A 20,925-nucleotide genomic window follows, 5' to 3' on the forward strand; every position below is an offset into this window, starting at 1 on the left:
TACGTCAGAATTGGTGCAGGGCCATCGCACGACGACTTCATGTCACAGCATCGAGGGGCACGTATGTCCGGACTGATCGACACAACGGAGATGTATCTCCGCACCATCCTCGAGCTCGAAGAGGAAGGCGTGGTCCCCATGCGCGCCCGGATCGCCGAGCGTCTGGACCAGAGTGGTCCGACGGTCAGCCAGACGGTCGCGCGCATGGAGCGGGACGGCCTGGTGCAGGTCGCGGGTGACCGCCACCTGGAGCTGACCGACGAGGGGCGCCGACTGGCCACACGGGTCATGCGCAAGCACCGGCTCGCCGAGTGCCTGCTCGTCGACGTCATCGGGCTGGAGTGGGAACAGGTCCACGCCGAGGCGTGCCGCTGGGAACACGTGATGAGCGAAGCCGTCGAGCGCCGGGTTCTGGAGCTCCTGCGGCACCCGACCGAGTCCCCGTACGGAAATCCGATCCCGGGCCTGGAGGAGCTGGGCGAGCAGTCCGAGGCCGATCCGTTCCTGGACGAGGGCATGGTGAGCCTGGCCGAGCTCGACCCGGGCACAGAGGGCAAGACCGTGGTGGTGCGCCGGATCGGCGAGCCGATCCAGACCGACGCACAGCTGATGTACACGCTGCGGCGAGCGGGCGTGCAGCCCGGCTCGGTCGTCAGCGTCACGGAGTCGGCCGGCGGGGTGCTGGTCGGTTCCAGCGGCGAGGCGGCCGAGCTCGCCGCGGACGTCGCCTCGCACGTCTTCGTCGCGAAGCGCTGACCTGCGGCTGTGCATGTGTACGGGCCCCTGCCGCACATGCATGCACCGGTGCGGATGCACGTGCAGATGTGAGCCGGTAAGCCCGCTTTCTGTTTTCCGCCCGGAATCGCAGCGCCCGGGCGAAACGCGTGCCAGGCTGTGGCCACGCATATGGCCTGGGGGCGTCGGCAGGGGGCTGCCGCGCGGTCGGGGAGGGAGCAGGGGATGCGCCCGTCTTACTGGCGCGTGCGCCATGAGGTGACAGCCGGGTTCTCCGTCGCCCTCCCGCGTCCTCACGCACTCCTCCCTGCCGGCGGCTCCCCGCCTCCTCCCGCCCCCCTGAGCGCCCTCCCGTGTGCGGGGGCCCTCCCGCCAGCCGGCGCCTCCCTGCTCCCCGGCGTCGCCGTCGCGGCCGTGAGTCGCCCGGGCGGCGCCCCCGCGCGTCCTGGAGCCTTTCCGGAGACCGGAAGGACCGCCCCCTGGGCCCGCCCCGATCACGGGCCGACGTGTTCCGGAACAGCGAGCGGCCCCGGCGTCCGAAGGCGCCGGGGCCGGTCCTCCCCTGTGCTGACCTGGAGCCCCGAGCTCTCGAAGTCAGTCCCCGCGGACCCCTGTCCCCGAGTGGTCCGCTTCCCGGAGAAGGTCTCCCCAGGGGAGCCGTCGTCAATCCCGAAGTGTTGTCACCCGAACGTGGGAAGTTCCGAGCCGGAAGCAAGTTTTCGAATAAGAGTTCGATAGTCTGCCTCGCACGAAGACGCGGTGACCGAGGACCAGAAGGAGGTGCCAGAACCTATGGTGCGGCGCATCGATGTGACCGGATCGGGCGGCCTACGCCTCGCGGCCTGGGAGTTCGCCGATCCGCCCAAAGGGAGCGTGGAGGCCGAGCAGGCTCCCGGGATCTTAATGCTGCACGGGCTGATGGGCCGGGCCACGCACTGGGCCTCCACCGCCCGCTGGCTCTCCGAACGCCACCGGCCCGTCGGCCTCGACCAGCGGGGCCACGGGCGCAGCGGCAAGCCCGCCGACGGCCCGTACACCCGCGACGCCTACGTCGCGGACGCGGAGGCCGCGATCGAACAGCTCGGCCTCGCCCCCGTCACCCTCATCGGGCACTCGATGGGTGCGCTCACCGCGTGGCAGCTCGCCGCGAAGCGCCCCGATCTCGTCAAGGCGCTGATCATCTGCGACATGCGTGCCTCCGCCCTCGGGGCGGCCTCGCAGCGTGAGTGGGAGGACTGGTTCGACTCCTGGCCGCTCCCCTTCGCGACGCTCGCCGACGTACGGAAGTGGTTCGGCGAGGACGACCCCTGGGTGGAGCGGCCCAACCCCTCCCGCGGTGAGTTCTTCGCCGAGGTGATGGCCGAGGGCCCCGACGGCTGGAGGCCCGTCTTCTCCCAGGAGCAGATGCTGACGTCCCGGGCGACCTGGGTCCACGACGCCCACTGGGAGGAGCTGGCGCAGGTGCGATGCCCCACCCTGGTCCTGCGGGGCATCGAGGGAGAGCTGGGCAGGGCCGAGGCCCAGGAGATGGTCCGTGTCCTGCCGCGCGGGCAGTACGCGGAGGTGGAGGACGCCGGCCATCTCGTCCACTACGACCGGCCGGAGGGCTGGCGCAGGGCGGTGGAACCCTTCCTGGAGCGGCTCGCGGGGGGCTTCCGGGACGACCGGGAACCCGTCAGCCCCTGAACCCCCGGCGCCCCATGCCTGCGTCCCAGCCGCAGTGCGCCCGTACGTCCGCGCGGGGTGCCGGAGGCCCCACCCCCGGCACGCCCCGTCGCCCCGGGTCCTCAGCCCTTGCTGACCGCGGCCAGGATCTCCGGGAGCCGGTTCGCCGTACGGGGCGCCGCCAGACGTACGCCCAGCCAGCCGATGAACGTCCCGTACAACGCTCCGACCGGCAACAGCAGCCACAGCATGTCCTGGTGGTCCGCCACGTGCAGCCAGACCGTCAGCCCGATCACCGGGCCGCTGAGCACCGCGGCCGCCACCATGCCGCCGAGGACGGAGATCCAGGCGAGCCCGGCCTGCCCCGGCACGACGTTCTTGAAGGCCCCGTCCTGCGGAATCGAGTACGGGAACAACGCCGACGCCAGCGCGCCCGTCGCCAGCATCGCGCCGAGCAGGGCGAACGACAGACCCATGACCCCCGGCAGCGCCGCCCAGTCCCCGAGGACCCCAGCGGTCACCACCGTCACCAGGACCGTGTACGGCAGGGTGATCAGCAGCAGTGCCAGGGCCCGCGCACGCAGTTCGACATAGGCGTCCCGGGTCGAGGAGACCGACAGCGCCACCATCCAGAAGGCGGAGGTGTCCTGCCCGAACTGGTTGTACATCTGCATGCCGAGCATTCCGGCCGCGAAGCACGCGAAGTAGACCGAACCCGACCCCTGCACCGCGTTGAGGACCGGCACGATCAGGCCGACGGCCAGAGCCGTCACCCACGCCGACTTGGTCTTCGGATCCCGCACGACATACCGCAGGCTCCGCTGCATCACCGTGCCCGTACGCCCCTCGGGGAGCAGCGGGAAGCGCCCGGAGCGGTCCGCGCCCGCCCGGCCGGCCGACGGTTCGGCCGCGGCGATCGTGGAACCGTCCGGAGCCGTCATCAGCTGCACCAGGCTCCGCTGCCACATCCACATGAGGCCGCCCAGCGCGAGCACCGAGAGCAGCAACTGCCCCAGCGCCGCCCCGTACGCCCCGTCGGAGGCGGACTCCACCGCCCCGAGCGCGGACGCCGGCGGCAGCCAGCGCACCACGTCCGCCACCGGTGCGAGCGAGGACACCCCGCCCGCGCTGCCCAGGCGCTGGACGCCGAAGTTGACGAACTGGATGCCCACCGCGATCACCAGCCCGCTGAGCACCGCGAGGTCGCGGCCCTTGCGCGACGTCAGCAGCCGGACGTTGGCCGTGGCGACGGACCGCGCCAGCGCCACGCAGACCAGCAGCGTCAGAGGCACGGCGATCACCCCGAACAGCACCGCGACCGCGCCGTGCGCCACCGCGATCACCGAGCCGAGGACCAGGGTGAGTGTGAAGAGCGGCCCGACGCCGATCAGTGAGGCCGTCAGCAGCGCACCGATCAGCGGACGGGGCCGCAGCGGCAGCATCACCAGCCGGCTCGGGTCCAGGGTCTCGTCGCCGCTGGGGAAGAACAGCGGCATCACCGCCCAGCCCACCGCCACCACCGCCGTCAGCAGCACCACCAGGGTGCCCGCCTGCGCATGGCCGCGGAGCGCGACGAGGCCGATCACCTGGACCGCCGCGAGCAGCACGGTGACGACGAGGGACACGACATAGGCGGCCCGCCGCCCGGCCGACAGGCGCAGCCCGTTGCGCAGCAGCGTCAGCTTGAGCTTCACGAGGACGGGGACGAGGCCCTGACCGCGTACGGCCGGGACGGCGGTGTCCGCGGGGGCGTCCAGCACCGTCATCGGGCACCGCCGAGCCAGTCCAGGGACTCCCCGGTGTCCCGGACGCCCGCGCCGACCAGTTCGAGGAAGGCGTCCTGGAGCGAGGCGGCGTCACCGCGTACCTCGGCCAGTGTGCCCTGGGCCCGGATCCGCCCCGCGGCCATGACGGCCACCCAGTCGCAGAGGGACTCGACGAGCTCCATCACATGGCTGGAGAAGACCACGGTCGCCCCGGAACGGGTGTAGCGCTCCAGCACCCCGCGGATCGTCTGCGCCGACACCGGGTCGACGCCCTCGAACGGCTCGTCGAGAAAGAGGACTTCAGGGTTGTGCAGCAGTGCGGAGGCCAGTCCGATCTTCTTCCGCATGCCGGTCGAGTAGTCCACGACCAGCTTGTTCTGGGCGCCCGCGAGGTCCAGGACGTCGAGCAGCTGGGTGGCCCGCTTGTCCACCTCGGCGCCCGGAAGCCCGCGCAACCGGCCACTGTAGCTCAGGAGTTCACGGCCCGACAGCCGCTCGAAGAGCCGCAGGCCCTCCGGGAGCACCCCGATCCGGGACTTCACCTCGACCGGGTCCCGCCACACGTCATGGCCGGCCACCTCGATCCTGCCCATGTCGGGCCTGAGCAGCCCGGTCACCATCGAGAGGGTGGTGGTCTTCCCCGCGCCGTTGGGGCCCACCAGGCCGATGAACTTGCCCGCGGGCAGCTCCAGATCGATCCCGGCGACGGCGACCTGCTCCCCGAACCGCTTCCAGAGTCCCTCCACCCGCACGGCGGGAGATGGCGCCCGAGCCACACCCGCCGTGTCCGTCCCGCCCGCACTGTCCGCCTGGTCCGGCATGGCCCTGCCCTTCTGATGTCCCCGCGTGTGGGGACCACCCTACGAAAGGCGTGTCCGGGCGTCTGCCGCCTCCCGGGCGCAGGCGTACGCGAGGGGGCTGATCAGCTCGTCCGCGTCGGGCAGCCGCTGGTTGGCGCGGGAGGGGCGGCGGGCCCACTGCACGGCGCCGCGCCCCGCCAGCCGGGTCGGCGGCCCGGCCACGTAGTCGCCCTCGCCACGCCCCACGATGCCGATCGCCCCGGCGTCCCACCCCAGTCGCCGTACGAGCCCGGGTGCCTCGGCGGCTGCGCCCGGCAGCGCGAAGAACAGCATCCGGCGGTCCGGGGTGCGGGTCACCGGGCCGAGGGAGAGGCCCATCCGGTCCATCCGCGCCAGGGCCAGGAAGCCGGCGGACTCCGGGACGTCCAGGGCGTCGAAGGTCCGGCCGGAGGGCATGAGGACCGAAGACTCCGGCTGCCTGGACCACATCCGGCGGGCCGCGGCGGCGCTGCCCGTCGCCCGCTCCGCCCAGTCCGGCCGAGTGGGGTGGGCTCCGGGAGCGGGGCAGCCGGCGTCACCGCACGAGCAGTGCTCGGTCCCGCCGACGGCTTCGAGCCAGGTGCCCGGGAACACGTCCCAGTGCCGCTCCTGGGCGTACCAGGCCGCGGCTTCGAGCAGCTGTTCACCTCGCTGTCGGGGGACCTGGCGGGCTTCCGTCACTCCGATGGGCTCTTCCACGCCCGGTCAACTACCGGCGCCATCAGGGGTTACGGGCGAACGCGCGTCGACGGTGGGGGATCGATCCTGCACGCGGGGCGCACGGATGCATGGACGGGGGCGCGTGGGAGAAAGCGGACCGGTGTGCGGGTAACGGTCTGCAGGACTTCGCCAACTCGCCACCAGTCGTACCCGATACAGATGAATATGCGCATTTCTCGTGCCGTGCCGGGCAGTGATGCCTTCACTGAATCACTGCGGTCCCAGGGGGAAAAATGGCAGCCAGGCCTCTCGTCGCCCGCCAGCCGAACGAACGGCTCCAGACGCTCATCCAGGAGGCGGCGTGTTCCAACGCCGGTCTCGCACGCCGGGTCAACATGGCGGGGGCGGAGCGGGGGCTCGACCTCCGCTACGACAAGACCTCCGTGGCCCGCTGGCTGCGCGGACAGCAACCACGCGGCAGAGCGCCGGGAATCATCGCCGAGGCGATCGGGCGCAAACTCGGCCGCACGGTCACGATCGACGAGATCGGCATGGCCAACGGCAAGAGCCTGGCCTCCGGCATCGGTCTGCAGTTCGCGCCCACCGTGCTCGGCGCCGTGGAGCAGGTCTGCGAGCTGTGGCGCAGCGACGTGGGTCGCCGCGACCTGCTGTCAGGGTCGGCGGTGGCCGCCTCCGCACTGGTCGAGCCGAGCCGTGACTGGCTGATCACGGGCGCCGATCCGCAGGTGGCGCGGTCGACGGGCAGCAGGGTCGGCATGCCGGACGTGGCGGCGGTGCGGGCGACGACGGCCGCGCTCGTCGACCTGGACCACCGCTTCGGCAGCGGACACGTGCGGCCCGTCCTGGTGCACTACCTCAACAGCGTGGTGTCCGGGCTCCTTTCGGGCTCGTACCGGGAATCGGTCGGCCGCGAGCTGTTCGGTGCCGCCGCCCGGCTCACCGAGCTCGCCGGGTACATGGCCGTCGACACGGGCCAGCCGGGGCTGGCCCAGCGGTACTACATCCAGGCGCTGCGTCTGGCCCAGGCCGCGGGCGACCGTGCGTACGGGGGCTATGTACTGGCGGCGTCGATGAGCCACCTCGCGGCCCAGCTCGGCAACCCGCGTGAGATCGCCCAGCTCGCGCGGGCCGCGCAGGAGGGCGCGCGGGGGCGGGTGACGCCGCGCGCCGAGGCGATGTTCCACGCGGCGGAGGCCCGGGGCCACGCGCTGATGGGCGACGCCCGCACCTGCCAGGCCGCGGCGGGCCGGGCGCTGACCGCGCTGGAGCAGGCCGACCCGGACAAGGGCGACGACCCTGTCTGGATCACCCACTTCGACGCGGGTTACCTCGCCGACGAACTCGCGCACTGCCACCGGGACCTGGGGCAGGCCGAACCTGCGGCCCGCAGGGCGAAGGAGGCCCTGGCGGCCCTCCCGGCCTCCCGGACCCGGCGCCGGGGCATCGGCCTGGTGCTGCTGGCCACGGCGCAGGTGCAGCAGCGCGAGGTGGAGCAGGCGTGCCACACGGGGCTGCGGGCGATGGAACTTCTGGGCACGGTGCGCTCCAGCCGGGGTGCCGAATATCTCGACGACCTCCAGCAGCGGTTCGAGCCGTACGCGGACGAGCCCGCGGTCCGAGAGTTCGGCGCCAGGCTGGAGCTCCAGGCCGCCTGACCTGCCCCGCGGACGAGTCGACCATGATCAGCGCCGGGTGCGCCTCAGGTGTTACCCGCCGTGTGAAGGGGTGGTGAGCGCTCCTGGGCGCTTGGCGCCGGGCTTCGCGCACCCGGTAGCGTGAGCCGACGATTCCATAGGTTCACACGTAGGAGTCCCGGTGACGCAGAGCGGACAGGGTGACGAGCGGCAGCTTCCCGCTGTACAGCCCGCGCACGAAGGTGTCGTGCTGCCCGCGGAGGGTGGTGCCCCCTGGTACCCGGCGGGGCCGGCGGGCGGGCAGCAGGACCAGGCCGCCCCCGCGGGCGCGCAGCCGTGGGGCCGGCCCTGGGGGCCCGAGGACCCCCACCAGGACGGCCCGCCACCGGGGCAGCTGCCACCGGAGCAGCAGCAGGGCGCGTACCAGCAGCCGCAGCACGGGCAGTACCAGCAGCAGCCGCAGCAGTACGGGGCGCAGCAGTACGCGCCACAGCAGGACGCCTACCACCAGAACTCCTACCAGCAGCAGGACCCGTACCAGCAGCCGGATCCGTACCAGCAGACGCCGCAGCCGTATGCCCAGCCTCTGCCGCCCGAGGCCGTTCCGGGGCAGGGCACGCTCCCGGGCGGGGACGCGGACGCCACGCAGTACATCGCGCCCGTCCCGGGCGGCTCCCTGCCCGGTGGGCTGCCGGCCGAGAGCCCGGCGGAGGCCACCCAGCACCTGGCGCAGTCCGGCCCCCACGCGCAGCCGTCCGACGCCGACGCGACCCAGTACATACCCCCGGTGCCCGGCGGCGCTCCGTACGGGATACGGCCGGGGGCACCGGGCGACCGGCAGCCGCCGGCGGAGTTCGACAGCCTCTTCCGCAGTGAGGAGCCCGCGGGCGCCACACAGCAGATGCCCCGCTTCGCCGGGCACCAGCAGCAGGGGCAGCCGCAGGGCGCCACCCCGCAGCCGCAGCGCCCCCACCAGAACGCCCAGCAGCCGCCGCAGGGCGCCCCGGCCCACCGGCCCGCCCCGCAGGCCCCCCACGACGGGTACGGCGCCCAGGAGCCGGACCAGAGCCGCGAGGCACCGCGCCGACGGGCCGCGCACATCCCGCTGATCGCTGCCGTCGTCATCGGATGTGCCGTCATCGGGCTCGGCGCGGGTGCCCTGATGAGCGGGGGCGACGACAGCCCCTCGGACGACAAGCAGCCCGTGGCCGCCGGGAGTTCACCGTCGGGTGACCCCTCCGAGCAGGCACCCGACCCCGCGAAGCCCCAGGCAGGGGCGCTCGACGAGCTGCTCGCCGACAGCAACGACAGCCGCTCGGCGGTGATCAGCGCCGTGGAGAAGATCAAGAGCTGCCGGGCGCTGGACCAGGCGGCCACCGACCTGACGGGCGCGGCCGAGCAGCGCCGCGGTCTGGTGACCCGGCTCGAAGGGCTGAGCGTCGACAAGCTCCCGGACAACGCCGAGTTGAAAGCATCCCTGACCAAGGCGTGGCAGGCGTCGGCGGAGGCCGACGACCACTACGCCAGGTGGGCCGGTCAGGCCAAGAAGGACAAGAAGGTCTGCAAGGGCGGCTCCGCACGCTCGACCGACGCGACCGCCGAGGCCAACGCGTCGAGCGGCGAGGCCACCACGGCCAAGCGGAAGGCCTCGGGGCTGTGGAACTCCATCGCCCGGAAGTACGGGCTGACGGAACGCGCCCCCACACAGCTCTGACGCCCCAAGGCCCCGGGCCCGCTCCCAGCGGGGCCGGGGCCGGGGCCGGGGTCCTGTGCCGTGCGTCAGCCGCCCGAGCGGGCGTTCACCAGGGTCTCCGTGACATCCACGAAGCCCTCCTTCTCGGCGGTGAGGCGGCCCTCGCGGACCACCTGGAAGGTCACCCGCCCGTTCACGACGCGCGCGTACGCGGCCGTACCGACCATGTCCTGGAAGCGCCAGCGCAGGGTGGGGGTGAGGCCGCCGGTGTCCACCTCGGTGCCCCGGTTGAGGCTGACGGATATCCCGCCCGCCGTGACGTCCGGCCGGTCCATCGCCTCGACGACCGCCCTGAGCGCGGTGTACGCGATCCAGGTGGTCTGCACCCCCGTGTCCGAGGGATCGATCCGGTTGTCCCCGAACGCGTACTTCCGGATCACCTCGCGCATCTCGTTCCAGCGGGCGTCGCCCGCGTCCGGGTACCAGCCGGTGACGAGAGCCCCCTCGAAGGGGCTGTCCGGTCCGCCCGAACGGTCGATGAGGCCCTGGCCCACGCTGCCGAGCACCGACGAGATCCGCACCTCGCTGCCCATCGGCTCCAGGCGGCGGAAGGAATCGAAGAACGTCTCGGTGCCCTTGCCGAGCACCGCGGTCACACAGCCGTCGCCCGCGTTGTCGAGGGCCCTGGCGGCCTCGGCGTCGTACGACGTCGCCTCCTCGGCCGCGCTGATGTCGTAGGACGCGGGACGGCCGCTCCGGCCGAGACTCGTGTCGAGGAGACCGGGCATGGTGTCTCCGACCAGGGTGTCGGGCCGTACGAGCGAGACCCGCTCGCAGCCGGCTGCCAACTGCTCGCCGTTCCCGGCGACGAGCGCGGGCTGGCCGCCGTTGACCGGGTAGGAGAGATAGCTGGTGAGCTCGTCGGCGGAGGCTCCGTACCCACCGATGTAGGGGATCCCGGCCGACTCCAGCGGAGCCAGGAAAGCGCGCCCGTGCCTGCTGTAGGAGCCGACGACCGCCGCCACGTTCTCGTCGGCCGCCCGCCGCGCGCACTTCGAGGCCCCGGTGGCGGTGTCCTGCTCGTTGCAGGTGAGCACCCGGAGCTCGTGGCCGCCGATCCCGCCCTTCTCGTTGATCCAGCGGGCGTAGGTCCGCGCCATGGCCGGCATGCCCGCCATGCTCACGGTGTCGGCCCCGGTGGTGTCGGGAGCCCAGGTCATCACGGTGACGGGCTCCCTGGAGCCCCCCGAGGCCCCCGGGAGGACACCGCAGCCGGATATCAGCAGCGCCCCCGCCACCGCCGTTGTGAGGAGTTCGTAGGGGCGGGAGGAGGTGAGGCGTCGCCATCCGGTCATGGGCATGAACTTTTCCGGCTCACGGGTAACGCCGCAGTGTGCCGTGTTCGACGCAGGGTGACCTGGAGGTGAATTACGGGGGGCCGCGCACGGCCGTCCGGAGGGAACGTACGATCGGCAACCGTGCAGCAAGGTTCGGAGAACACTTCCCGTCGCGGCCGTCGCTCCTCCACCATGGGCGGCATGCCGCTCAACGACATGCCGTGGTGGCGCTGGCGCAGCAACGTGCGCTCGGCGCTGCACATGCTCTCCGACCCCGTCTTCCACCACGAGTGCTGGCTCGCCGGCCGGGAAGGGTACGGCGACGTCACCGACGCCGTGTACCGCCTGGTCGAGGACACCTGGCTGGACAACTGGTCCGCCGAGAAGTACGTGGGGACGATCTTCCGCGACTCCGCCGAGGCGGCCCTCGTGGACGTCGCCGCCCTGCGGGTGCTGCGCATCATGCACCAGATAGGCGCCGACGCCCCCGTCTCCGCCTACCTGCAGCATCCGGGCTGGCAGGAGGCGGTCACGGCCGCCCGCGAGGCCCATGTGATGCTCGCCACGAATGACGCCGAGGACCCCGACATCCCGCCGCACTCCCTGGACGTGCTCCGCATCATGACCGGTTCGGCGTGACCTTCGGGCGGTGTGGGACCCTACGGGGATGACCGCGCCGCAGCCCGCCGAATCCGTACCCGCTGCCTCGGACACCGTCGCCGAGCAGTACGTCCTCACGCTCTCCTGCCCCGACAAGCAGGGCATCGTGCACGCCGTGTCGAGCTATCTCTTCATGACCGGCTGCAACATCGAGGACAGTCAGCAGTTCGGCGACCACGACACCGGTCTCTTCTTCATGCGCGTCCACTTCTCGGCGGACGCCACGATCACCGTGGACAAGCTGCGGGCGAGCTTCGCCGCGATCGGGGACTCCTTCCGCATGGACTGGCAGATCCACCGGCCCGGCGACCGGATGCGGATCGTGCTGATGGTCAGCAAGTTCGGGCACTGCCTCAACGACCTGTTGTTCCGTTCCCGCACCGGCGCCCTGCCGGTCGAGATCGTGGCGGTCGTCTCCAACCACACGGACTTCGCCGAGCTGGTCGCCTCCTACGGCGTCCCGTTCCGGCACATCCCCGTGAACAGGGAGAACAAGCAGGAGGCCGAGGCGCAGCTGCTGGAGCTGGTCCGTGGGGAGAACGTCGAACTCGTGGTCCTCGCGCGCTACATGCAGGTGCTCTCGGACGATCTCTGCAAGCAGCTGAGCGGCCGGATCATCAACATCCACCACTCCTTCCTGCCGAGCTTCAAGGGTGCGAAGCCCTACCACCAGGCCCACGCGCGGGGTGTGAAGCTGATCGGCGCGACGGCCCACTACGTGACCGCCGACCTCGACGAGGGGCCGATCATCGAGCAGGAGGTCGAGCGCGTCGGGCACGGCGTCACGCCCGACCAGCTCGTCGCCATCGGCCGGGACGTCGAGTGCCAGGCACTGGCCCGTGCCGTCAAGTGGCACGCGGAGCAGCGCATCCTGCTCAACGGCCGCCGCACGGTCGTCTTCGCCTGAGGTCCGTGCTCACAGCCTGCTGAGGGAGGCCGCGGCGAACAGGACGTCGCGGATCGCCTCGCGGTCGCCCTCCTGGCCGGCCGCCGCCTCGACCGGCGGCACATGGCCGGCGACCAGCTGGCAGAACTCCACCCCGTCGAGCGCGACCTGCGCCACTGTGTGGGCGGGGGAGCCGAGGGCGGCCGGTGAGTCCAGCGCGATGTACCAGTCGCCGCCGCCTCGGCCCTCGACCTCCAGATGGAGGGAACGCCCCGGGGACCCCGCGGTGACCAGGTGGCGAGCCGGCGCGGCCAGCCCCGCGCGGCGGCGGCCGGCCAGAGTGGCGGGCAGCAGCCGCACCGCGAGGTCGATCATCCGGTGGAGATGGGCGGCGGCCGGCGGTTCGTAGGGGTAGTCCACCGCCTCGGCGATGTCACCGCCGTGCACCCAGCACTCGAAGGCACGCTCCAGGAGCGAGTCCTGCAGCGGGAGGCCGAAGTCCCCGTACGGCACGGAGCGCTCCGCGATCCCCCGTCCGGCGAAGGACACCGTCCGGACGAGGGCGTGGCTCTGGTCACGCCAGGGCTCCCGTACGGCCCGGGTGGGCGGACGGAGAGCGGCCGACCAGTAGTGCTCGGTGCGCTCGGTCGGTGTCGGCGGCAGAGGGCTCCCGCCCTTACCGAGGGGGTCGTCCAGATCGAGCGCCCGCGACACGAGACCGTCGACGGCCATCAGATGGCCGATCACCCCGGCGACCGTCGTCCTGCGGTTGACCTGACGCTCGTCCTCGAACCACTTCAGCCGTACCGGCGCGTGCCACTCCGCGTCGCCGATGTCCCGCAGCAGCGCGTCGAGCCGTGCGGTCTCCGCGTCGTACGGCGCCGCCCACGAGGGGACGGGGATGCGTGCGGGGCGGCGGCCGAGACAGCCCTCCAGGACCCGGGACCTGAGCATCGGGTCCAGGTCCAGGGTGCCGTCGGTGTGCAGCAGCCCCACGGCGTCGCGCAGCCGCAGCGCCTCGTCGGCGCAGGGCGCGCACGAGGTCAGGTGTTCCTCGACGGCCGCCGTCTCCTCGGCGGAGCAGGCGGCCAGGGCCCAGGCGCCGAGGAGCGACGCGAGCACCTTGTGGGGTAGCGGCGGTGCGGGCGGCTCCGGGGTCACGGGCCGGGCCGGGGGCAGCCTCTCCTGGTCGTCCGCGGCGACCCGGGGCCCCGGTATGCGCCGCTCCACCGGCTGCTCCCCGTCTCGGCCGTCGCCGTCCCGGCCCCCGCTCACGGTGTCGGTCCGTATCCGGGAGGCGCGGTGCCGGCCGACTGCCCGGTGTTCGCGGTGGAGAGGAGCTGGAGACCGAGCCGCAGCCGGCGCCTGGCCTCGTCGCCGGTGACGCCGAGGTCGGCCGCGGCCTGCCGGTAGTCCCGGCGCTGGACGTACGCGAGCTGCAGGGCGGCGCGCAGTGGGGCGGGCATGGAGGCGACGATGTAGTCGGCGCGCGCCGCGGCGGTGGCCTTGAGCACCCGGTGCTCCAGGTCCTCGTCCTCCAGCCGTCCGTCCGCGTCGGGCCCGGCCTGTTCCCCGCGGAGCCGCTGCACGGACAGGCGATGGGTGAGTCGCGCCACCCAGGAGCGCATCGAGCCGTGCTTGGGGTCGTAGACGTCCGGGTTCTCCCAGACGTAGCCGAAGACCTCGCGCGTCACCTGGTCCGCCGCGTCCTCGTCGTCGAGCATGCGGTGGGCCTGGCTGTGCACCAGGGCGGCGAAGCGGTCGTATAGCTCACCGAGGGCCGCCGCCTCGCCACGCGTCAGCCGCTGCTGCATCCGGCGGTCCCAGCGCGGTGGTGCGTCCTTCGCCATCCAGCCCCCAGCCCTGTGCCTCTCTTCACGTCGAATGTAGTCGTCGGCGTGGTCCGTTCATGCACCTTTGCGGCAAGTACGTCCCTGGAATGGCGCCGGATGATAAGGAATGATTGACGCCTTGCCCCTTCCTGATCGCGAAAACGAACCTCAAGTGATCGTTCACGGTGCGATCCTGGGGGGTACGGAGACCGAAAGGGAGTTTCACCGACCTGTACGCGGGCAGCCGCGAGGAGGAACGGAAACTTCCGGATCCTCCGGAGCCCCCGGAACGAGAGGCCGAGTCGCGTGACGCTGAAGGTGTACGAGACCGAGCAGGACGCGTGGACCGTGCTGCGCATCCACGGCGAGCTCGACCTCGTCAGTTCACCCGTCGTGCGCCAGTCCGTGCACGGGGCGGTGGCCGCCGGGCAGCACGACGTGGTCCTGGACCTCTCCGGCGTCCTGTTCTGCGACTCCAGCGGAGTCAACGTCCTGATCGCCGCCCGCCGCCTCATGAAGTCATGCGGCGGCCGGCTGAGGCTGATCCTCCCGGCCCGCGGCGCGGTGGACGGCTCGCACGTCAACAAGGTGCTCGGCGCCCTCGGGGTACGCCGGCTCTTCGACGTCTACTCCGACGCGGACGCCGCCACCGACGACGAATCCCAGCCGCTCACCGCTTGACACGCCGTACCGCAGCGAGGTTGTCACACCACTGAGGACGGTTGGTGACACGTGGCCCCGCTCGGCGTCGTACGCTCGCCGCATGGACAGCGCAGAGTACGAGCGCAAGATCGCGCACCGCTTCGCCGCCTTCGACCAGGACGGCAACGGCTACATCGATCGCGCAGATTTCAACGCCGCCGCAGCCCGTCTGCTCACCGAGTTCGGTACGACGGCCCGCTGCGACCGGGGCCAGTCGCTCTACACGGGCGCCGAGGCGTTCTGGCAGGGCATGGCGGGCATCGCCGACGTGGACGGGGACCAGCGCGTCACCCGGCAGGAGTTCGTCGGCGGGGCCGTGAAACGGCTGCGTGACAACCCGGACCGCTTCGCGGAGATCGCGCGGCCCTTCCTGCGCGCGGCGATCTCCGTGGCCGCCGGCACGGATCCCGAGGGAACCGCCCCCGCCTCGGCCCCCGTCGCCGCGGTGGAGCGGGCGCTGCGGGTGCTGGGCGCCGCGGACGACATCGCGAGCGTCGCGGCCCGGAGCCTGGACACCGACCAGGACGGCCGGATCGCCGAGGCCGATGCGGTCGCCGCCTTCTCCGCCTACTTCACCGTGATCGAGCCCGACGCGTAGCGTCCCGACCGGCACCGGCCGCGCCCCGACCGGTACCGGGCGCGCTCGGTGCCGGTCGGCCCGTAGCGTGGTCCGCTCCTCAACACGCCCGACCGCGTGAGCAGTTCGCGCTCCCCGGCGGCCCGGACCCGGCTTCCCCCGGGGCCGGGCCGCACTGCCGTGCCCCGGCTGTCGTGGCTGACCGCGGGCGTACGGACGGTGCGCCGGGGGTGACGCAACGCATCCGGGAGCCGGCTCCGTCAGTGGAGCCGTACGTCACCGGGCGGAGTCGCGAGCCCGTGCTCGGGTACGCTCCGACGGATGCGAGCGGTACGGGAACCGAAGGATCCGCGTGCGACCCCTGTGGGCGTCCCGGGTGGCGCGCGGTGTCCTGTTCGCGGCCCACGGAGCTGCGAGGGGCCCGCCGGGGACGACGTCCCCCGGGCACCGGTGCGCTTCTGTTCGACTCTCCGCGGCACGCGTCGCACACTATGCACCACGCGTACTCCTTCGCGCTGGAATATGCCCGAAGCGCTTGTTGCGGTGACTGTACGTCAACCATGCTGTCTCGCAGGGGAGTCACGTTCCGTGACCCCGAGGAGGCGCGAGGCGATGTGTCCGCCGGTTCGGATGGTGTGAGCGGTGCAGGTGCTTCAGGTTCAGCTGGAAGTCGGGCCGGATCCCGCGGAGGTGGGGCGGGCCCGCAGATGGGCGCGGTCGCGTCTGGCCGGCTCGGGGATGGGCGACGACGAGCCGCTCGCGGAGACGCTGATCCTGCTGATCTCGGAACTCGTCACCAACGCGGTGGTCCACACCGGCTGTCCGGCCGTGCTGCGGATGCTCTTCGGCTCCGCGAATCCGGCCGGTTCGGCCGGGACGGTCCGGGTGGAGGTGGCCGACACCAGTTGCCGGCCGCCGCAGCCGCGTCACGCGGAGGGCGAGGACACCGGGGGCCGTGGTCTGGAACTGGTGGACGGCCTGGCGGATCGCTGGGGCTGGCAGCCCGAGGGCGCCGGCAAGCGGATCTGGTGCGAGGTCGACCGCGGTGCCCCCGTGCTGATCCCGGTGGTCCGGGAGCAGTCAGGCGACCGGGCGCGTCTCTGAGGGCACCGCGGGACGCCCCGTGGACCGCGCCCGGAACGTCCGCCGGTAGACCGTGGGCGGCACCCCCAGCGCGGCCTGCACGTGCTGCCGCAAGGAGGTGGCCGTACCGAAGCCGGAGTCCTGCGCCACCTGGTCGACCGACAGGTCGGTGGACTCCAGCAGGTGCCGTGCCCGTTCCACCCTCTGCTGGGTGAGCCACTGCCCCGGGCTGATGCCCGACTCCTCGCGGAAGCGCCGGGTGAAGGTGCGCACGCTCATCGACTCCTGCCGCGCCATGTCACGCAGCAGGATCGGCTGTTCCAGTCGTCCGAGGGCCCAGGCCCGCGCGTTCGTCGTCGTGGCGAGCCCCGCCTCGGGCAGCGGGCGTCGGACGAACTGTGCCTGGCCGCCGTCGCGGTGCGGAGGGACGACGGTGCGGCGGGCGACCTCGTTGGCGACGGCGGTGCCGTGGTCGCGGCGCAGGATGTGCAGACACAGGTCTATCCCCGCGGCCACACCGGCCGAGGTCAGCACGTCCCCGTCGTCGATGAACAGGACGTCCGGATCGACGCGGACCTTCGGGAAGAGCCGCTGGAAGTGGTCGGCCGAGGACCAGTGGGTGGTGGCGGGGCGGCCGTCGAGATATCCGGCCGCGGCGAGGACGTAGCCGCCCGTGCAGATGGAGACCATCCGGGTCCCGGGCCTGATGCGCGACAGGGCGGCGGCCAGCTCGTCGGTGAGCCGGCCCTCCTCGTGGACGGAGCCGAGTTCGTACGAGGCCGGGACGACGACCGTGTCGGCGGTGGCGAGTGCGTCGGGCCCGTGCTCGACCAGGATGCTGAAGTCGGCGTCCGTGCGGACGGGGCCCGGCGGACGCATGGAGCAGGTCACGACGTCGTACAGCTTCTCGCCCCTGCCGGGCTCCTCCGGGCGCCGCGCGAGGCCGAAGATCCTCTGCGGGATGCCCAGTTCGAAGGGGATCACACCGTCCAGGGCGAGCACGACGACACGGTGGCGCATCTGGACCCCTGCTCTTCCGCGGATTGTGCGTGACCGGTGATGGCCTGATAAACGTACCGGCCATGGAGATAACGTCGGCTGTCCCCGCATCCGTTCCCCGGCCCGTCGTCGTTCGCGCGACGGCTGCGGCCGCCGCACTCGTGACCGTGGCGGCCGGCCTCGGCGTCCGCTCGGCGGCGGGCGGGGACGTGGCGAAGTACGCGGGCGACGCCCTCTACACCGTCCTGATCCACACCCTCGTGGTCCTCCTCGCGCCGCGGCTGCGGCCGCTGACGGCGGCGGGCGCCGCCCTGGCCTTCAGCTGGGCCGTCGAACTCGCCCAGCTCACCGGTGTTCCGGCCGAACTCGCACAGCGGAGCATGGCCGCACGGCTGGTGCTCGGCTCGACGTTCAACGCCCCGGACCTGCTCTGGTACGCGGTCGGGGCGGCACTGGCCTGGGCCGTCCACAGCCGCCTGCGGTCGGGAGGCGCCCGCGCCTGATCCCGCGCCGGCCCGATCCCTGCGAACGGTGTCCTTCCAGCCACTCGTCCGGGGCGCCGGCCGGCCGGATGCTGAGCGGCGTGACCCAGACAACGGACAGCGCGACGACCGAGTACGCCCCTCGCCGCCGCTTCCTCCCCCGGATGCACCGCGCGTGGATCGTGGCCGCCGTCACCTTCGTGACGATCATCGGCGGCGCGGCCTTCAACTCCCTGCCCGGCCTCCTCATCGACCCCCTCCACACCTGGTTCGGCTGGTCACGCGGCGAGATCGGTCTCGCCGTCTCCCTCGACATGGCGCTGTACGGGCTGACCGCCCCGTTCGCCGCGGCGCTGATGGACCGGTTCGGTATCCGCCGGGTCGTGGTCGTCGCCCTCGGGGCGGTGGCGACCGGGGCGCTGGCGAGCGTCTGGATGACCGCGTCCTGGCAGCTGATGCTCTACTGGGGCCTGCTCGTCGGGCTGGGCACCGGTTCGATGGCGATGGCCTTCTCCGCGACCGTCACCAACCGCTGGTTCGTGGCCCGCCGGGGACTGGTCACCGGCATCCTGACCGCGGCGGGGGCCTCCGGCCAGCTGGTCTTCCTCCCGCTGTGCGCCTGGATCATCGACAGGCACGGCTGGAAGCCCGCCTCCGTGACGGTGGCACTGGCCGCCCTCGTCGTCATCCCCTTCGTCTGGCTGCTCATGCGCGACCACCCGGCCGACGTGGGTATCGCCCCCTACGGCGGTGCGTACGTGGAGAAGCCGGCGCCCGCGAAGGGGGCCGCGGCCCGCACCGTGCGCGTCCTGTTCGACGCGGCACGCACGGGCCCGTTCTGGCTGCTCGCGGGCTCGTTCGCCATCTGCGGCGCGTCCACGAACGGCCTGATCCGCACCCACTTCGTCCCCTCGGCGCACGACCACGGCATGGAGATCACGGCCGCTGCCTCCCTGCTGGCGGTCATCGGGGTCTTCGACATCATCGGGACGATCTTCAGCGGCTGGCTCACGGACCGCTTCGACGCCCGCAGGCTGCTGGCCGTCTACTACGCGTTGCGGGGGGTCTCGCTGTTGTTCCTGCCGATGTTGATGGCCCCCGCGGTGCATCCGCCCATGGTCTTCTTCATCGTGTTCTACGGCCTGGACTGGGTCGCCACGGTCCCGCCGACCCTGGCCCTGTGCCGCGAGCAGTACGGCGAGGACAGCGCGATCGTCTTCGGCTGGGTCCTGGCCTCCCACCAGGTCGGGGCCGCCCTGGTGGCGTTCCTCGGCGGGGTGGCCCGGGACGTCACCGGCTCCTACGACGTGGTCTGGTACGCCTCGGGCGCCCTGTGCGCCATGGCCGCCCTGATGGCCCTGCTGATCCGCCGCGCACGGGCGGGCCGGCCCGGAACCCCGGTAGCCCCCGCCTGAAGCCCCCGGCGGGGGCCGCTACCGCCCCCCTTCGTTCGGCAGACGGCCGAGGCACCCGCTCCCGCCGTCAGCGCGCCTTGGCCAGGCGGGCGGCTATCCTCCGCGCGTCCAGGGCCATCTCGCGGAGCATCCCGCTGATCGGATTGGTGAAGCCCGTGAAGTACAGGCCCGGCGCCCCGTCCGGGGTGCGCGCGCCGTGCACCACGGGGCGGCCCCTCGGGTCCAGCACGCCGAGATGACCTACCAGGCCCTCCAGGGCGCGTTCGTAACCGGTCGCCGCTATCACCGCGTCCGGGGTGATCCGCGTGCCGTCCGCCAGCACCACCGCGTCCCCGTCGAACGACCCGACCGTCGCCACGGGAACCACTTCGCCGCTCCGCACCGCGTCGATCAGCCCGACGTCCTGGACGGGGATCGCGCCCTCCTTGACCCGGGAGTACAGGCCCGTGTCGGGGCGGGGGAGACCCTGCTCCGCCAGGTCGGGTACGGAGACGCGGCACATGAGGCGGCCCGCCCGGTCGACGAGCCGGACCGGCAGCCTTCGCACCAGCACGGCGGTCGCCTGGGCGGGCCAGCCGGCCGTCGAGCGGCGCACGATGTGCGGGACCGTACGGACCGCGATCCGGACCCGGGACGCCCCGCCCTCGACCAGGTCCACGGCGATCTCCGCGCCGGTGTTGCCGATGCCGACGACCAGGACGTCCTTGCCCGCGTACGGGGCCGGGGAGCGGTACTCCGAGGCGTGCACCAGTTCGCCGGTGAACCCCTCGCTCCCCGGCCATCCGGGAATCCGCGGGGTGTGGTTGAAGCCGGTGGCCACCACCACGGCACGTCCGGTCAGCACCCGGCCGCCGGTCGCGCTCAGCTGCCAGCCCGAGCCGTCGTCGGTCCGGTCGATCCGGGAGACCTCGACGCCCGTGACCACCTCGAGCTCGTGGTGCTCGGCGTACTTCTCCAGGTAGCGCACCATGTCCTCGCGCGACACCCAGCGCCCGAACCTGCGGGGCATCGCCAGCCCCGGCAGTGCGGACCAGCGGCGGGTCGTGTGGAGGTGCAGCCGGTCGTAGTGGCGGCGCCAGGACGCCCCCACGTCGCCGGTCTTCTCCAGGACCACCGCCCGTACGCCCCGCTCCCGCAGGGCCGCCGCGGTGGCGAGGCCGCCCGGGCCACCGCCGATCACATAGACCGGTCGGCCGTCGGTGCGGTCGATCGACGAGGGCTGGGCGTCACCGGGGGTGGATGTGCTGTCTGGCATGGTTCGGAGCGTAATCGGACATGAACATGATGGGTTCCGGTCCGGGCGGGAATCGGTTGCGAAATGATCACGGGCGGGTGAGCGGGCCCGCTCAGAGCCCCGGCGCACCCCACACCGGGAACCAGCGCGACAGGTCGTCCTCCACCCGGAGGTCGTCCCCGAGCACGGCGCGCACCTGGAGCTCCAGCTGGTTGTCACGCTTCTCCCCACCGCCCGGAGCCGGGGCGAACGGATAGAAGGTGCCCCGCTTGTAGAGGTAGACCAGCGCCAGCGGACGCCCCTCCGGATTCCGGAACCCGATCATCGAGCAGAGCAGATGAGGGCCGAAGCCGCCGTCCTGCAGGAGGGTGTTGACCGCGTGCAGGTCATTGACCAGGGCCGCGGTGCCCTCGGACCCCGGCTCCTGGCGGGCGAGCAGCCAGGTGTAGCCGTAGGCGTCACGGCTGAACCCGACTGGGATCCCGCCCCGTCCCGTGTCCGCGTCGAGCAACTCCCTCACGTCCTGCTGGACACGGGCGAACATGCCGCCCTCCACCCCCGCGAAGCACACCGAGCCGGATCCGGTCGGTGCGAATCCGGTGCCGGCCTGGAGGGTGAGCGCGGCGGAGGGGACCGCGAAGAGCTGGTCGAGGTCGGGGCGGACGGGCTTGCTGCGCCCCAGGATGCTGTCGAGCAGGCCCACGG

20 protein-coding genes are annotated in these 20,925 nt (G+C 72.4%); 11 read left to right on the forward strand and 9 right to left on the reverse strand.

Annotated elements, in window-relative coordinates:
* The first annotated feature begins 63 nt into the window (after window positions 1-63).
* Complete coding sequence (locus JOC24_RS01460; protein WP_205018244.1) at window positions 64-756, forward strand: metal-dependent transcriptional regulator; 693 nt, start codon at window positions 64-66, stop codon at window positions 754-756.
* A gap of 771 nt (window positions 757-1,527) precedes the next feature.
* Window positions 1,528-2,421 carry an alpha/beta fold hydrolase gene (locus tag JOC24_RS01465; RefSeq protein ID WP_205018245.1) on the forward strand — a complete coding sequence of 298 codons (894 nt, stop codon included), beginning with the start codon at window positions 1,528-1,530 and terminating at the stop codon, window positions 2,419-2,421.
* A gap of 101 nt (window positions 2,422-2,522) precedes the next feature.
* On the opposite strand, the gene JOC24_RS01470 is transcribed toward JOC24_RS01465, so the two are convergent.
* The 3 genes from JOC24_RS01470 to JOC24_RS01480 are packed head-to-tail and all read right to left on the reverse strand — an operon-like array spanning window position 2,523 to window position 5,704.
* Window positions 2,523-4,166 carry a transporter gene (locus JOC24_RS01470; RefSeq protein ID WP_205018246.1) on the reverse strand — a complete coding sequence of 548 codons (1,644 nt, stop codon included), beginning with the start codon at window positions 4,164-4,166 and terminating at the stop codon, window positions 2,523-2,525.
* Window positions 4,163-4,987: an ABC transporter ATP-binding protein gene (locus tag JOC24_RS01475; RefSeq protein ID WP_205018247.1), complete on the reverse strand. Its 825-nt coding sequence runs from the start codon at window positions 4,985-4,987 to the stop codon at window positions 4,163-4,165. The genes JOC24_RS01470 and JOC24_RS01475 overlap by 4 nt, the downstream gene beginning before the upstream one ends.
* Window positions 4,988-5,026: 39 nt before the next feature.
* The gene (locus tag JOC24_RS01480; RefSeq protein WP_205018248.1) at window positions 5,027-5,704 is read right to left on the reverse strand and encodes a bifunctional DNA primase/polymerase; all 678 of its coding nucleotides are present in this window, start codon (window positions 5,702-5,704) and stop codon (window positions 5,027-5,029) included.
* A gap of 254 nt (window positions 5,705-5,958) precedes the next feature.
* Here JOC24_RS01480 and JOC24_RS01485 point away from each other — a divergent pair, with 254 nt between their 5' ends.
* Both JOC24_RS01485 and JOC24_RS01490 read left to right on the forward strand, forming a co-directional pair.
* Window positions 5,959-7,341: a transcriptional regulator gene (locus tag JOC24_RS01485; protein WP_205018249.1), complete on the forward strand. Its 1,383-nt coding sequence runs from the start codon at window positions 5,959-5,961 to the stop codon at window positions 7,339-7,341.
* 160 nt (window positions 7,342-7,501) lie between these two features.
* A complete protein-coding gene (locus JOC24_RS01490; RefSeq protein WP_205018250.1) occupies window positions 7,502-9,034 on the forward strand; it encodes a hypothetical protein in 1,533 nt (510 codons plus the stop codon).
* A 65-nt stretch (window positions 9,035-9,099) separates the two neighbouring features.
* On the opposite strand, the gene JOC24_RS01495 is transcribed toward JOC24_RS01490, so the two are convergent.
* A complete protein-coding gene (locus tag JOC24_RS01495; RefSeq protein WP_205018251.1) occupies window positions 9,100-10,368 on the reverse strand; it encodes an ABC transporter substrate-binding protein in 1,269 nt (422 codons plus the stop codon).
* 174 nt (window positions 10,369-10,542) lie between these two features.
* Here JOC24_RS01495 and JOC24_RS01500 point away from each other — a divergent pair, with 174 nt between their 5' ends.
* The gene (locus JOC24_RS01500; protein WP_205018740.1) at window positions 10,543-10,989 is read left to right on the forward strand and encodes an SCO4402 family protein; all 447 of its coding nucleotides are present in this window, start codon (window positions 10,543-10,545) and stop codon (window positions 10,987-10,989) included.
* Window positions 10,990-11,017: 28 nt separating this feature from the next.
* Window positions 11,018-11,917 carry a formyltetrahydrofolate deformylase gene (gene purU, locus JOC24_RS01505; RefSeq protein ID WP_205018252.1) on the forward strand — a complete coding sequence of 300 codons (900 nt, stop codon included), beginning with the start codon at window positions 11,018-11,020 and terminating at the stop codon, window positions 11,915-11,917.
* Window positions 11,918-11,926: 9 nt separating this feature from the next.
* Here purU and JOC24_RS01510 read toward each other — a convergent pair whose 3' ends face one another.
* Together JOC24_RS01510 and JOC24_RS01515 are read right to left on the reverse strand one after the other, a co-directional pair.
* A complete protein-coding gene (locus JOC24_RS01510; RefSeq protein ID WP_205018253.1) occupies window positions 11,927-13,171 on the reverse strand; it encodes a zf-HC2 domain-containing protein in 1,245 nt (414 codons plus the stop codon).
* Window positions 13,168-13,746 (reverse strand): RNA polymerase sigma factor, encoded by a 579-nt coding sequence (locus tag JOC24_RS01515; protein ID WP_205018254.1) that lies wholly within the window; start codon window positions 13,744-13,746, stop codon window positions 13,168-13,170. Before JOC24_RS01515 ends, JOC24_RS01510 begins: the two co-directional genes overlap by 4 nt.
* 288 nt (window positions 13,747-14,034) lie before the next feature.
* Here JOC24_RS01515 and JOC24_RS01520 point away from each other — a divergent pair, with 288 nt between their 5' ends.
* From JOC24_RS01520 to JOC24_RS01530, 3 genes are all read left to right on the forward strand, one after another.
* A complete protein-coding gene (locus tag JOC24_RS01520) occupies window positions 14,035-14,409 on the forward strand; it encodes an STAS domain-containing protein (protein ID WP_205018255.1) in 375 nt (124 codons plus the stop codon).
* An 82-nt stretch (window positions 14,410-14,491) separates the two neighbouring features.
* Window positions 14,492-15,028 carry an EF-hand domain-containing protein gene (locus JOC24_RS01525; RefSeq protein WP_205018256.1) on the forward strand — a complete coding sequence of 179 codons (537 nt, stop codon included), beginning with the start codon at window positions 14,492-14,494 and terminating at the stop codon, window positions 15,026-15,028.
* Window positions 15,029-15,649: 621 nt separating this feature from the next.
* Window positions 15,650-16,111, forward strand: a complete 462-nt coding sequence (locus tag JOC24_RS01530; protein WP_205018257.1) for an ATP-binding protein — start codon at window positions 15,650-15,652, stop codon at window positions 16,109-16,111.
* On the opposite strand, the gene JOC24_RS01535 is transcribed toward JOC24_RS01530, so the two are convergent.
* The gene (locus JOC24_RS01535) at window positions 16,088-17,110 is read right to left on the reverse strand and encodes a GlxA family transcriptional regulator (protein ID WP_205018258.1); all 1,023 of its coding nucleotides are present in this window, start codon (window positions 17,108-17,110) and stop codon (window positions 16,088-16,090) included. The genes JOC24_RS01530 and JOC24_RS01535 overlap by 24 nt on opposite strands.
* Before the next feature lie 62 nt (window positions 17,111-17,172).
* On the opposite strand from JOC24_RS01535, the gene JOC24_RS01540 reads away from it, so the two are divergent.
* Both JOC24_RS01540 and JOC24_RS01545 read left to right on the forward strand, forming a co-directional pair.
* Entirely contained in the window at window positions 17,173-17,592 is a 420-nt protein-coding gene (locus tag JOC24_RS01540) for a ribosomal maturation YjgA family protein (protein WP_205018259.1), read from the forward strand.
* A gap of 68 nt (window positions 17,593-17,660) precedes the next feature.
* On the forward strand, window positions 17,661-18,986 hold the full coding sequence (locus tag JOC24_RS01545; RefSeq protein ID WP_205018260.1) for an MFS transporter: 1,326 nt from the start codon (window positions 17,661-17,663) through the stop codon (window positions 18,984-18,986).
* A 67-nt stretch (window positions 18,987-19,053) separates the two neighbouring features.
* Here the strand turns inward: JOC24_RS01545 and JOC24_RS01550 are convergent, their stop codons facing one another.
* Together JOC24_RS01550 and JOC24_RS01555 are read right to left on the reverse strand one after the other, a co-directional pair.
* Window positions 19,054-20,241: a flavin-containing monooxygenase gene (locus JOC24_RS01550; RefSeq protein WP_205018261.1), complete on the reverse strand. Its 1,188-nt coding sequence runs from the start codon at window positions 20,239-20,241 to the stop codon at window positions 19,054-19,056.
* A 91-nt stretch (window positions 20,242-20,332) separates the two neighbouring features.
* Window positions 20,333-20,923, reverse strand: coding sequence for a PspA-associated protein PspAB (locus tag JOC24_RS01555; RefSeq protein ID WP_205018262.1), 591 nt, complete (start codon window positions 20,921-20,923; stop codon window positions 20,333-20,335).
* Window positions 20,924-20,925: the final 2 nt, after the last annotated feature.

This window comes from Streptomyces sp. HB132 (assembly GCF_016909575.1).
GTDB lineage: Bacteria > Actinomycetota > Actinomycetes > Streptomycetales > Streptomycetaceae > Streptomyces.